The 13,486-nt window shown below is 58.7% G+C and carries 11 protein-coding genes; 1 reads left to right on the top strand and 10 read right to left on the bottom strand.

Annotated elements, in window-relative coordinates; genetic code table 11:
- Window positions 1–13 precede the first annotated feature (13 nt).
- The 8 genes from EJ067_RS34170 to EJ067_RS34130 form a co-directional block, all read right to left on the bottom strand.
- A complete protein-coding gene (locus EJ067_RS34170; RefSeq protein WP_126089418.1) occupies window positions 14–760 on the bottom strand; it encodes an ABC transporter ATP-binding protein in 747 nt (248 codons plus the stop codon).
- Window positions 736–1,617 carry an ABC transporter permease gene (locus tag EJ067_RS34165; protein ID WP_126089417.1) on the bottom strand — a complete coding sequence of 294 codons (882 nt, stop codon included), beginning with the start codon at window positions 1,615–1,617 and terminating at the stop codon, window positions 736–738. Before EJ067_RS34165 ends, EJ067_RS34170 begins: the two co-directional genes overlap by 25 nt.
- A 31-nt stretch (window positions 1,618–1,648) precedes the next feature.
- Complete coding sequence (locus EJ067_RS34160) at window positions 1,649–2,701, bottom strand: ABC transporter substrate-binding protein (RefSeq protein WP_126089416.1); 1,053 nt, start codon at window positions 2,699–2,701, stop codon at window positions 1,649–1,651.
- 608 nt (window positions 2,702–3,309) lie between these two features.
- Entirely contained in the window at window positions 3,310–3,873 is a 564-nt protein-coding gene (locus EJ067_RS34155) for a MucR family transcriptional regulator (RefSeq protein ID WP_348627122.1), read from the bottom strand.
- 485 nt (window positions 3,874–4,358) lie between these two features.
- Window positions 4,359–5,684, bottom strand: a complete 1,326-nt coding sequence (locus tag EJ067_RS34145; RefSeq protein WP_126089414.1) for an IS701 family transposase — start codon at window positions 5,682–5,684, stop codon at window positions 4,359–4,361.
- A 721-nt stretch (window positions 5,685–6,405) separates the two neighbouring features.
- Window positions 6,406–7,125 carry a GntR family transcriptional regulator gene (locus EJ067_RS34140; RefSeq protein ID WP_126089413.1) on the bottom strand — a complete coding sequence of 240 codons (720 nt, stop codon included), beginning with the start codon at window positions 7,123–7,125 and terminating at the stop codon, window positions 6,406–6,408.
- An 86-nt stretch (window positions 7,126–7,211) separates the two neighbouring features.
- Window positions 7,212–8,636, bottom strand: coding sequence for an aldehyde dehydrogenase family protein (locus tag EJ067_RS34135; protein WP_126089412.1), 1,425 nt, complete (start codon window positions 8,634–8,636; stop codon window positions 7,212–7,214).
- A 34-nt stretch (window positions 8,637–8,670) separates the two neighbouring features.
- A complete protein-coding gene (locus tag EJ067_RS34130) occupies window positions 8,671–10,281 on the bottom strand; it encodes a choline dehydrogenase (RefSeq protein WP_245468116.1) in 1,611 nt (536 codons plus the stop codon).
- Between the two features lie 109 nt (window positions 10,282–10,390).
- On the opposite strand from EJ067_RS34130, the gene EJ067_RS34125 reads away from it, so the two are divergent.
- Entirely contained in the window at window positions 10,391–11,536 is a 1,146-nt protein-coding gene (locus EJ067_RS34125) for a mandelate racemase/muconate lactonizing enzyme family protein (protein WP_126089411.1), read from the top strand.
- 25 nt (window positions 11,537–11,561) lie between these two features.
- Here the strand turns inward: EJ067_RS34125 and EJ067_RS34120 are convergent, their stop codons facing one another.
- Both EJ067_RS34120 and EJ067_RS34115 read right to left on the bottom strand, forming a co-directional pair.
- Window positions 11,562–12,506 (bottom strand): ABC transporter permease, encoded by a 945-nt coding sequence (locus EJ067_RS34120; protein WP_126089410.1) that lies wholly within the window; start codon window positions 12,504–12,506, stop codon window positions 11,562–11,564.
- Window positions 12,503–13,480, bottom strand: a complete 978-nt coding sequence (locus tag EJ067_RS34115) for an ABC transporter permease (RefSeq protein ID WP_245468115.1) — start codon at window positions 13,478–13,480, stop codon at window positions 12,503–12,505. Before EJ067_RS34115 ends, EJ067_RS34120 begins: the two co-directional genes overlap by 4 nt.
- Between the last annotated feature and the right edge of the window lie 6 nt (window positions 13,481–13,486).

The following is a 13,486-nucleotide window of genomic DNA, read 5'->3' as shown; positions in this document are numbered from 1 at the left end:
AAGTCTTGGGCCCTCAGACCGGCAGCGAAGGCTTTGGCTCGACGCCGAGATGACGCAGAAGTTCGGAGCGGATCTCGCCGAACCGGCGGTGGCCATGATCGCGTGGCCTGGGGATATCGATGACGATATCGGCGGCGATGCCGCCCTTGTCGAGCACCAAGACCCGGTCCGCCAGCGTCACGGCTTCATCCACGTCATGAGTGACCAGCAGCACGGCCGGCTGGTGACGGGCGCAGAGCTGGCGCAGCAGATCGTGCATGCGCAGGCGGGTCAGCGCGTCGAGTGCGCCGAACGGCTCGTCCGCAAGCAGCAGTTCAGGATCCCGAACCAGCGAGCGCGCCAAGGCCACCCGTTGCTGCTCGCCGCCAGACAGTTCAACCGGCCATGCGGTCTCGCGGCCGCTCAGGCCAACCTCTTCTAGAGCTATCCGTCCGCGTTCGGCGGCATCCGGTAGGTCGAGGCCAAGAACCACGTTCTCCAGCACGCGTTTCCACGGCAACAGTCGGGCATCCTGAAACACCACCGATTTCTTATCGGGTGTATCGAGCCGGCCGGACCCGGAGACCTTGTCATCGAGATCGGCGAGCGCGCGCAACAATGTACTCTTGCCTGACCCGCTACGGCCGAGAAGGGCAACGAACTCTCCCTTTTCGATGTCGAGGCTGAGGCCGTCCAGAATGGTCCGCGGCCCGAAACGCCTCACGAGCCTCTCGACACGCACCAGCGGCGCGCCGCTCAATCCGCCAAGGTGCGACGCCATGACAGCGACCTTTCCTGGAAGAGCCGGACGGTGCCGTCGCAGCCGAGACCGAGCAACGCGTAGACGACGAGGCCGACGATGACGATGTCGGTCTGGCCGTAGTTGCGCGCCAGATCGATCATATAGCCGATGCCGCTGGTGGCATTGACCTGCTCGACCACCACCAGAGATAGCCAGGCATAGGTCACCGCCAATCGCAGGCCGAGGAAGAACCCGGGAAGGGCGCCCGGCAGGATGACCTCACGGATGAATTCGCCGTACCCCATTCGTAAGGTCTGGGCCAGTTCGACATAACGGCTGTCGATGCTGCGCAAGCTGCTGTGGGTCTGGATATAGATCGGGATCAGGACAGCCAGCGCGATGGTCGTTACTTTCATGCCTTCGCCGATGCCGAACCACAGCATCAGCAGCGGGATCAGCGCGAGCGTCGGTATCGCCCGCTTGATCTGAACGGGGCCGTCGATGATGGCCTCGCCGAGTCGCGACAAACCTGAAATGAGGGCGAGGGTGGTCCCGATCAGGACGCCGAACGCCAGCCCCTGTACCGCCCGCCAGGCAGACGTCATCAAATGATCCTGAAGCTTCCCTTCGGCGATGAGATCGATGGCCGTGCCGACAACCGACCAGGGCGCCGGCAGCGTTCTTGGGTCGATCAGGCCGGCGATACTGCCGATGGACCAGATCACGAGGAGAAGTGCGGGCCCGATCAGCGCGCCGAACGGGATCGCTCGCCCAAGCGCAAGATGACGCCTCGTCGCGGTCTTGCGGGCCTGTACAGCGGGCGTAATCACCCCCCTTTCATCCGATGCGTAGGGAATGGGAAGTGCAACCGCGGCGGTATTTGAGATTGCGTTCATCTGGGTCGTCTCCAGTCCGGGGAAGCGGGCGTCAGGACGCGTTCAACGCATTTGCGGCGATCGTCTCGAAGCGCCTGTCGAAAAGGTCCTCGGCCTTTATCCTAGGCCTGTTCAGTTCCCTGGCCAGGAGATCGATCGTCGCCTGCTGGCGCGCGATCACATCGTTCCAGTCCGAGGGAATGTCGAACTGACCGTCGGCGTCGACGAGATACTGGCCATCTTCTGCGTTGAGGCCTTGGGTGGCGACGTAGTAGCCCGCGATCCACTCCTTGGGATGTTCCTGCACCCATCGGGTCGCAAGAGCCCAGTAGCGCACATATTCGCCGAGAGCGGCAGCTTTGGCCGGGTCGTCAAGCACGGCCTGTGGAGCATAGAGATGGGCCGGATCGTCGCGCAGGCCGTGTGGGATGGTGGCGGCGCCGTCCGCGCCATACTGGTGGAGATAGTGCTTGACGAGGACACCCCAGATCGGTGCGACGTCGACTTGCTTGCTGGCAAGTGCCACCGGATAGGCATCACCCTTGCTGGGCAATTCGATGAGAGTGACATCCTCTCTTTTAAGGCCTCCTGCCTGCAGCACCCTCAGCACCAGTGCGCCTTGTGCCTGACCAGGGCTGAATGCGATCCGTTTGCCGCGCAAATCCGCGAGCGTCTTGACCTCGACGCCCGGCGCAATGCCGAGTTGATAAATCGGGTGCGCAACCGGTTCCTTGCGGAACTTCGCGGCAATGATCTTGACCTTGAGGCCCGTCCAGGTCGCGTGGATAGGCGGGATGTCGGCGACCGATCCGACGTCCAGCGCGTTGGCGCGAAAAGCTTCGATTGTCTGTGGGCCGCCGCTGATATTGGCCCATTCGACCTTGAACGGCAGTTGATCGATAAGTCCGGAAAGTTCCAGAGCCCTCTGCGTCTCGGGATCGCCGATGCGAAGCACAGTGCCTTCCGGAATTTTGGACGGCAGCTTACCCGCGTCCGGACTGCCCGCCTTGGCCGCGAAAGGGGCGGAAGAAGCAACCAAGGTCACCGCAAAAGCGGCCACGAGGGCGCTAAATTTCCTTCTCGAAAATCTGTCCACAGCTAACATCCTCGTCTTGCTCCTTGGAAATGGCTCGCGAGGTCCAGTATGTCTATCAATTATGTAGACCATAAAGTATCGGATGCTGTTCTTAGCTGCCTGAGAGAAACGCTGTTCGTCTCCAATGCTCATTTGGGGCACGCGTCCCTCGAAAAGGCGGAGGGTCCGCCGGCAAGACCGCCGCTGTTATAGCGAAGATAGGAGAAAGGCGGTTCCGCCTGGCCGCCGGGGAACGAGGGGCGAAGTTGCCCATCGCTACGATTTCGCGGCTACATCCGTGAAGGGACGTTCTAGGTTTCCTCATACTTTGGCCGTTCGCCAACCGGTCCACATGTCATAACCTGCCTTGCGTCCTGTGCGGCTCGCTCGAGGACGCCCATGGAAGTTCGAGCGGCAGCCGCAGTCGGTCGTCGGCCGCGACATAAGGCGGCAGACGAGATCTCAATCAGTGCTAGAACGATTGCAAAACGGGCTTTGAGAAGCGTGCGCCACCGTGCTGTTCGCCCTTTACGCCATGGCTGAACCGCATTCCCATCACCATCACTCCGCAGGGGAGGATGCGTTTGCCGCGGCAGCAAAGTGCAGAGGTTGCGAGCGGGCAGGGAGGAGGCCAGGTTTTACCCTTGCTTTTTTGCAGGTGACTTACCACCGGCTGTGCTGCGGCCAAGACCAGCGGACTTTGCAATGACGGACCGATGAGCGGCATAATTGGGCGCCACCATCGGATAGTCAGCGGAAAGTCCCCACTTTGCTCTGTATTCGTCGGGTGTCAGATTGAAATACGTTCTGAGATGCCGTTTTAGAGACTTGAGCTTCCTTCCGTCCTCTAGGCACACGATATAGTCGGGGAACACAGACCGCTTTCGACTGACCGCCGGAACGAGGTCAGGTTCTTCCGGAGAAAACGGCTGTACAATCCCCCTCAACGCAGAATTCACGCTGGCGATCAAGTCCGGAAGAGCGTCAACAGGCATCGCGTTGGCTCGGACATAGGCCGACACGATATCCGCCGTGAGAGACGACAAATCCACAGTTGACAGTTCAGTTTTCTCGTCTTCAACGGTCGGCCGCCCGACCTCATGCTCTTCAGCGGCTGTCCGTTCAGCATCCTGCTGCTCGAAGGGTGACTGTTCGGTATTATCTCCCCCCACCGGCGTCAGTTCTGTATTGCTCTTAGTCACAAATATTCTCCTTGCTTTTTTGTTCAGCGTAACGGTTCAATGCGCGTGGTGCATAGGGACAACACGCTGTACGAGCAGGTCCCAAAACTGGGACCATTTCCTTGGCCAGCAGGGGTCGCTGTCGCAATCCGCGCGGCTGGGAAAATCGCTCGACCGAGGGATCTAGGGGTCGGGATTGGGATTGTTGCCTTTCAAAGCCCAAGTTGCCCTAATCCGATCACTGACTTCCAGGTAAGCCATCTCGACCAAATAGGTCAGGAGGCTCTCTCCGTCTGCCTGCGCTGTTTGACGAATTTGCCTCAACATTGCCTGGGCATAGTGCAAGTTCTGTAATTTTTTGGACTGTTTCACTGGTATTCCCGCTTCCAAACCAGTTGCTCCCGCAAGACCACTGAAATCTCGATCTATCGACCTGACAGCGATTAGGGCTTTTGCACGCCTTGGAGCTCTCTTGAGGGGTGGTCTCATGGCAGAACTATCGGTTTCTACTGTTTGGCCGGCATTTTGACGAGGAATGGCTTACGGCGACATTCGCCAGATTGGTCGTTCCATGGGGTGATTGACACGGCGCCGAGTGATCCCGGTTTGGGTCTCTTGGGGATCCTTGGCAAGCGGTCGAACCGGCGGCTGGCCACCATGAATCGTCCAACCGGTCCAGAGGGCCAGTGGCCCGTCTTGTGACGGACGGTCTGCACCATCGCGTAAGCCAGCATGACCAGCGAGACGTGGCGATGCCACCCGTGCCAAGAACGGGTTTCGTTATGTTCGAGACCCAGTTCGCTCTTCGCCGCGCCGAGGCCGTCCTCGGCGATCTTGCAACATTGCCGCACCGCGAAGAGTGTTTCGATTTCGGTTCCTGCTGGAGACCATGTTGAAAAGTACCGGAAAGCATGGTTCGCATCGCGCCGGATCAAGAGGCCTGCAGTCCAAAGCCCAGAACGTGCGTTATCGTATTCCGCGACATCCAGGTCAGCGAAGGGGCAGTAAGCCCAAGTTTCGGAACCTTGCAGACCCTCTTGTAGAGGTAGGCTCCGCCACTGAGAGGGATGGACGGATCGTGCGATGTCTTCTGCCGTCCCGACCTGCTGGGAAAAAGCGGGTCGGGTGAGGAAGAAATTGTGGCTCGCGCTGACGCCAACTACGTAGCCCTTGCACCAGCGCCGCAGAGCCATCTCAATGTCGACACCCCAGACGTGATCAACAGCTATCCAGCCTAAAGGTACGTCGGCACCGACAGTGCGTGCGATCATGTCCAGCGCCATGCGGGACTTTGTTGTGAAAGTCGCGCTCACAGGCACGTGGGCCCGCGCCAAGCGGGGGGAGTCTTCCGTCCAGGCCCTCGGAAGATACAGGGCGCGGTCAATGAATGCATGCCCGTGCCTGGACACATAAGCCGCAAACAGGCCGATCTGGCAATTTGCCATCTTGCCCGTTGAGCCGTTGATTTGCCGCGCTACCCCACAGGACGTCTTGCCCTGCTTGATGAAGCCCGTCTCGTCTATGACGAGGACTGCGTCGCTGTCGGCCAGTGTTTCGAGCGCATATTTACGCACGATGTCCCGCAAAGCGTCTGCGTCCCATTTGGCCCTTCCGAGAATGGCCTGTTGGCGCCAGGGTCCTGGGTCGCCCGCAGCCTTAGCTCTCATCCAGCCGGTCTTGCGGTGCTCGTCCCGGAGCAGGCCTTCAAGGAACAAACCAGCCGAAGTCGCCACTCGCTCCTGAGGGAAAAGCCCCCTGATGCGCGACTTCACTTCGCGAAGTGACGCGTCCCATATCCCTAGTGTCGTTTCAATCGATTCAACCACTACCAATAACCCCCGCCTTCGCCGCCCAGCACGCAACCGAAAAAATGAGTAATTCACCTATGAAACGCAATTGTAATACTGTGACATTTCTCCAATGTTTTTTACCGATAACAGTGACGCCATAGCGACGCTTTTTGGCGAAAGACAATTGTCACATTATCTTGTTCAAAACAAGCTTGACTCAGCAAATCGTGATTGCGATAAGTGCGCCGCAATCCAAGGCTCAAGCATCGCCACGAAGGATAGATATGATAACGGCGGTTGAGCTCACGCAAAAATATTCCACGGAAGTAAATAAGCGTTGGATAGCTGTGATCATGTAGTCGGCTATATGTGACGGAGACGACATAAAAAAGGTGGCAACCTGAAATTTTGCACTAACACGCATCAATGGCCTTGAAGTTCCTTCTGAGAGTCAGAAGGAGTATGTATTGCTGCGAATAACGCCTAACGCGTAAGAGGGTTTCTCTAGCGCGTTAGGCCTAGCGCGATATGCGTTGGACACTATTGATCAAACCTTACTCTTAGTGCCCGGCGCGGAGGCCGTTGCAGTCATTCGCACGGTGGGTAATTTCGCGTTGCGAGCTTAGCGGTCCCTCAAAACGGTCGCTAACGGGGCTGATGCGCTTCCCCATCCCAATCATTGAAGACCGCGTCGTCATGACCGGTTTTGGTGCACCAGGATAAGGGGAAGACACGCTTGCCGGTAAGCTCGCCTCCCCGCCAGCTAGGGTTTTGTCTCGAAGGTTCGCGGCTCGTTCGAAACGGACCCCAAAAGACGTCGTTTGCCACCCTCCAGGTGAGACTTCAAAACCCTTTCGGCTCTCGGCCCGTCGCCCGCGTCGAAAGCCTGCAAGATCTGCCCATGCTCGGCCATCACCTCCGAGAAGCGAGCTTGGGCTGACTCCACTGTGCGATAGAGACGCGATTGGGTCAGTATCACGTTAAGGCTTTGATGGGTTTCGAGCATGACCGGATTCTGCGAGCTTTTGACGATCAACTTGTGGAAATCGGCGTCAGCTTCAATGAATTCCTTATATTCCTCATATCTTTGGCCAAGAATATTTACCGCGCTCATGCGATCTAAACACTCTTGCAGACCTGTGATGATTTCGTGATCTCGACGCGGCGCACCAATCTTCGCGCAATACCCTTCGGTGACTATCCGATATTCTAGCAAACTCTCAAAGTAAGCGGCGGTCGGCTGTTCAGCGACAAGGTAGCCGCAATAGAGCTTCTGAACCAAGAGGCGCTCAGCTTCGAGCCTGACCAACGCTTCGCGCAACGGAGAACTGCTGACCTCCAGCTCTTTTCCCAAAGCCGATATGTTCAACTGTTGGCCTGGTTTCAGCACGTTGTCCAGTATCATCCCTTTGACGACCTCAAAGGTATGTTCAGTCAGTGTTTTTCGCGGCACCGATACCACACCAGTTTTATTTTTTGCCATCGACGCCCCTGAGCAGAACCAATCTCTGCGGATTAAAGCTTTCAGCGCAACAGGTGCCCCGTTCTACCAATGAGACGCTGTCCAACTTAAGCATGGCACCCGATCACTGCTTTTATTTCGAGAAACTCTTCCAACCCCCATTTGCCGTACTCCCGCCCAATACCCGAGCGCTTGTAGCCGCCAAAGGGGGCGGCATCGTCCCAAGGTGGCAAGTTGACTTCGATTCGACCAGCCTGAAGTCGCGAAGCGACTTTGTGGGCGTGGTCTGCATCGCTTGATTGGACATAGGCAGCGAGCCCGTATTCGCTGGAATTTGCGATCTCGATCGCATCCTCCTCGTCGCTATAGGGAATGATGACCAGCACCGGGCCAAAAATTTCCTCCCGCGCAATCTGCATCTCGGGTGACACCTCCGCAAATATCGTCGGGCGGACGAAGAAACCCCGCTCAAGGTTGTCCGGGCGCTCTGCGCCGCCGCAAACCAATCGTGCGCCTTCGATGACCCCTTGTTGGATGAGGTCTCTCACCTTCTGGTACTGCGTCTGGTTAGCCAGCGGACCGACGTCGGTGGCTGCATCCGTTGGATCGCCGACGATCATCGCCTCCGCGACCTCCGCCGCGATGCGGGCAGCTTCGGCGCATTGCTCTCGCTGAACCAGAAGACGGGCCGGAGCGGCGCATGACTGGCCGCTGTTTCCCATGATCTTCTTGACGCATCCCTGGACTGCAGCAGCGAGGTCCGCGTCCGGGAGCACGATGTTCGCCGATTTGCCACCGAGTTCAAGCGCCACCCTTTTCACAGTCGTGGCTGCCGACTGTGCGACGGCAATCCCAGCGCGTGTGGAGCCGGTGAAATGCACAAGATCGATGCCTGGGTGACTTGAAATGGCTTGTCCGACCGTTGCGCCGTCGCCTTGAACCAAATTGTAGACGCCGGCCGGGACGCCCGCCGCCTCCAGGATTTCGGCCCAGACCACCGCAGAGAGCGGCGCCAGTTCGGATGGCTTGTGGACCATGGTGCAGCCCGCAGCCAAGGCCGGAATAACCTTGCAGGCAATTTGATTGCTTGGCCAGTTCCACGGTGTGATCAGGCCGGCAACTCCAATGGGTTCCCTTATGATCTCGGTTTCACCTTGCATCCACTCGAACGGATAAGCCTCCAGTACCGAGATCATTCGCGTGATATGAGCGAGCCCGGTCCCCACCTGTGGACCGAGCGCAAAAGTCTTGGGCGCTCCCATTTCCATCGTCATAGCGGCGGCCAGATCGTTCACCCGCGTCGAATATTCAGCTTTGATAGCATGCAGCAACGCGAGCCTATCGGCGACGGTGGAAACCGAAAAATCGCGAAAGGCGCGCCTGGCCGAACGTACCGCATCGTCCACGTCCTCAACCGTTCCCAACATAACGGTCGCGCAGTGATCTTCGTTGGCCGGGTTAACTACCTCAAAAGGAACGCCTGCTGTCGACGCGCGCCATGTTCCATCTATGAAGTTCTGTTGAGTCCGCATCCGCTATGTCCTTTCTGATTCCGCCGCCTGCGCCTCACTGAGCCCAGTTGTCAGGATTGCGAATGAAATCCGCACCTCGTTCGGCGATCATGACTGTCGGCGCCTGCGTGTTGCCGCTGACGAGGGTCGGCATGACCGACGCGTCGATGACGCGAAGCCGCTCGACGCCCCTGACGCGCAATCGATCGTCGACGACGGCCATGTCGTCATGGCCCATCTTGCAGGTGCCGACCGGGTGGTAGATGGTTTCCGAATTCGCCCGCAGCCATGCATCGATTTCGCGATCCGTCGCCACGCGCGTACCTGGCGACAGCTCTTCGGCGCGGAACGGGTCGAACGCCGGCTGCGCGACGATCTCTCGGCACAGCTTGAACCCCGAGCGCATCACGTCGATGTCGGCCTGCCGTTGGAAGTAGTTTGGCTGGATCTCCGGGTGCTTTCGAGGATCGCTCGACTTGATACGGATGTATCCGCGGCTTTCGGGTCTCGACAGATTGAAGTACGGCATGAAGCCGTGCTCCTTGATTATCTTACGACCGTTGTCCTCATACATCATGTTAGTCATGTGAATTTGTAGATCCGGATCGGCGAGCTCCTTGCGACTGCGCAGGAAGGCGATCGCTTCGACCCCGTGATAGGCTGCCGGCCCACCCTTGGTCGCAAGATACTGGATGAAATAGCGCAGGACGTTGTGAGGCTCTGTCCCGCGCATGAAGGAGATCGGCTGCGAAATCTTCTGCTTCAGACCGGCCACCAGATGGTCTTGCAGATTGTCTCCCACACCCGGCAGGTCGCACGCCACGTCGATCCCCAGCGATCGCAGATGATCGGCCGGGCCTATGCCGGATAGCTGCAGGAGCTGCGGCGAATTCACTGCTCCCGCCGACACGATCACTTCGCGCGCGGCCCGGAGGACCCGCACGCTCATGCCCTGGTAAAATTCAACGCCGACCGCCCGCCCCTTTTCAACACTGACCCTCGATACGAGTGCTCGCGTTATTATCGAGAGGTTAGCGCGCTTTTCGGCCGGGTGAAGCAGCGCTCGGGCGGTATTGATGCGCTTGGCTTCGAAGATGTTGCAGTCAAGCGGACCGAAACCTTCCTGATCGCCGGAGTTGAAGTCATCATTGTACGGAAACCCGGCCTGCATGCCAGCCTCTACGAAGGCCTTTTGCAAAGGATGCCTAATCCCGAAGCGCGTGACCTTAAATGGCCCGTTCGCGTTGTGGTATTCTGTGTTACCACCGAACCAACCTTCGGTTTTCTTAAAAAACGGAAGGCAATCGTGGTACGACCAGCCGCGATTGCCCAGCTGGGACCAGGTGTTGTAGTCGTTGGCCACACCGCGGATATAAACCATGCCGTTGATCGCGCCAGATCCGCCGAGAATCTTGCCACGCGGCCAATAGATGGTGCGGTCGTTCAGGTTTGTCTGCGGCTCGGTGGTGTACTTCCAGTTGAACAGCCCGGTCTTGAGCGACAGCCAAAACCCCGCTGGGATGGTGACAAGCATGTTGTTGTCGCTTCCCCCTGCTTCGATCAACGCGACGTTGCAGCCGGCATCCTCGGAGAGACGCGCCGCCAGCACGCAACCAGCTGCCCCTCCCCCCACGACGATGTAGTCAAACTCGTCTTTCAGTTTCACAATCACCTCGGGTTGCCGCTCATTCTAGCTGAGCTATAATGCATAATGCACAATTTGGCAATCGGGACGGTGCTACAGGTCTGACATCCCGTCCGCACACGGAGGCTCCATGAAGATCGCAACTGTAGAAGGCTTCCATCTTGTCGCTCCGCTTCGACGCGCGGAGGGAAACGCTCTTGGCTTCAGGAGCACGAGACAGGCGCTTCTTCTGCGCCTGACCACTGATAGCGGCGTGAGCGGCTGGGGCGAAGCCGGCCCTGCGCCCTACGGGACAAGCGCATATCTGAACCACGTAATTGCGCCGACGCTGATTGGACGGGACGCGGAAGCAATCGGCCCGATCTGGCACGACCTAATGAAGCGCCGTGGCTATGATAGGCAAGGGATCTCTGTGATGGCGGTGTCCGCGGTCGATATTGCCCTCCACGATCTGGTGGCAAAAGCACGTGGGCTCTCGGTCGCCGAGATGCTAGGCGGCGCATTGCGGACAAGCCATTTCGCCTATGCCAGCGGTCCGTACCTTGTGCAAGGCGAAGATCCTTATGCTGGGTTCCTGGACGAAATCCTGGGTTTCGTCGATGCGGGGTTTCGTGCCGTCAAACCTCGCGTTGGAGGAGCAAATCGGGCGACCGTCCAATTCATCCAGGAACTGAGACGTCAGCTTGGCGATGGCATAGCACTTATGATCGACCTCAATGGCGGCTATTCTCCCCAGGATGCCGAGATCCTGTTGGCCGCACTGGCAAATGCCCAACTGATCTGGGCGGAAGAACCGGTCGCGCTGGACGACCTGAGAGGCAATGCGCGTGTCGCTAGCGCATCCAAAACACCGATCGCAACCGGTGAGAGCCTTTCGACGGTACAAGCGTTTCGAGCGCTAGTGGAGAAGACCTCGGTATCGATCATACAACCGGACCTGACGGTCTGCGGCGGCTATACTGGCATGCAGCACGTGGTGGGACTCGCGCGCGCCTACGACGTCACGGTCATTCCGCACGTGTGGGGCAGTGTCGTCGGTTTCCAGGCCGCTCTGCAGATGATAGCCGTGCTGCCGGACAGCTCCAATAGCCGCGCCGAGATGTATCCATGGGTGGAACTGGATTGCGCGGAAAATCCCTTCATGACCCTGCAGGGAACAGTCAGACCCGACGCTCGAGGCCGCATCGAGCTTCCTAACGGGAAAGGACTAGGCCTCGAGTTTCTTGCTCCGGAACACTTGTCGCCGTGGTTAGCCCAAAGCTGGCGGGTCTGCTGAGGCCAGCCCCTTGGAGTCGACCGGATCACCCGTTGCGGTTTCCAACGAGTGTGGTCACCAGCATGATGACGCCGCCAGTCAGCAGCGTACGGACTCCGGCGTTGGCGCCGGTTGTGTTCAAAAGGGCTACGAGAAAGAACATAAAGAGAGAAGCACCGATGATCCCCGCGGTGCTCGCGCGTCCTCCCGTAACCAGCGTCCCGCCGATGACGACTACCGCAACCGTCTGCAGTAGATATTCGGCGCCTTGGTCGAGCGAGTTGCCGCCGGCGTAGCCGGCAATCAGCGTGCCCGTGACGCCAGCCAGAAGCGCCGAGGCAGCATAGGTGATCAGGCGTACACGCTGAACGTCGATCCCAGAAAATCGGGCGGCCCGTTCGTTCTGTCCAACCGCCCCTAGCGCACGCCCGTATCGAGAGCGTACGAGCATCAGCGCAATCACCACTCCGACAATTATAGTGAACAGACCAACCAACGGAAAACCAGCAGCAAGTTTAAAGTTAACGGCCGCTGCGAACATCTCCGGCGGGCTGATTTTTGAGTCACGTCCGATCGAGGTCGCAACGGACATCACGATCAACCCTGAAGCAAGAGTGGCGATGATCGGTGGAATCCCGATGAAGCGGATCAACCCGTGATTCACCGCTCCCACGACAAGGCTCGCGGCGAGCGCCGCCGCAAGCCCAGCAAAGATCAGCCTGTCCTCGCCATTCATCACCACCATCGAAATGGTGCTCGCCATCACAATGACGGAAGGGATCGAAAGGTCGATCTGCCCCGGGCCCGACGTGATTACCAGCATTTGGCCGAAAGAAACCAGGGATGTAAAGGCAGCGAAGGTGCAAGCGATCCGGACTAGGTCAACGGCGCCGCGCCCGTCAGCCCACAAGACACAGGCTAGCCATGTCGCAAACGCCGCCACGAATGACCACACCCAAGGCTTGGAGTAGGACGATTTCAACAAATTCATGAGGATACCCGCGTTCCTGAAAGTCTTTGAAGCAGGAATTGCAAGCTCAAGACGGCGATAAGAATGACCCCTTGGGTAGCGACCTGCCAATCCGTCGAGATGTTCATGAAGATCAGCAGCGACCCGACGATCGACATGATTATTCCCCCGAGCACGGCCCCGGTTGGGGACACCCGGCCACCGGAAAAGTCGGCGCCGCCCAGCACTGCGGCGGCAACCGAAAGTAGCGTGTATTGATTGGCAACAGTTGCGTTTGCCGCAACGGTGTTTCCGACCAGGACGAGTCCTGCCACAATTCCACAAACACCGGCAGCGGCGTAAACTCCGGCCTTCATGCGGACAAGCGACCAGCCGGAGCGCTCGAGCGCTGACGGATTGGCGCCGGCCGCCCGCACCATTGTGCCCCACGAGGACCGAATGATGATTAGGTGGCCCACAGCCGCCAGGATAATGAACATCCAGATCATCATTGGCACGATAGGAGTTTTCCAGCCGACGAGCGACGACACCCACTCAGGCGCTTTCCCCCCAGGGACGGGAAGAATGATAAGCGCCAGTCCAGTCCAGACGAATGAGAGACCCAGCGTCAAGATGATCGACGGGACCCTTCGAAATTGAATCAGCGCCCCGACAAGAGCATAGACTGCAACAAGGCAAACCAGAGCCGCGGTGGCCAGGAACGGGTCTTGCGGTAGGATCGTGGCACCGATGCAAGCGACGAGAGAGACGAACGATCCTATGGAGAGGTCCAGGTCGCCCACTGCCATCACAAATACCTGGGCGAGAGTGCAGAGGACGATAGGCAGGCTGAGCCCTAGGAGGAGGTTGGCGCCAAAATAGGACAATGCGCGCGGCTGATTCCAGCCAATATAGGTCAACAGAAAAACTAGGGCGATGACTGGCAGCACCGGCTGCAAGCGCGATGCCAGGTGCGAGACCGCTCCTCCTTTCCTCCTCATAGCGCCGTCGACCATCACCCC

Origin of the sequence: Mesorhizobium sp. M1D.F.Ca.ET.043.01.1.1, from assembly GCF_003952385.1 — a bacterium.
Classification (GTDB): Bacteria; Pseudomonadota; Alphaproteobacteria; order Rhizobiales; family Rhizobiaceae; genus Mesorhizobium.
The sequence above is the reverse complement of the archived record's forward strand: the minus strand, read 5'-3'. Positions and strand labels throughout refer to the sequence as shown.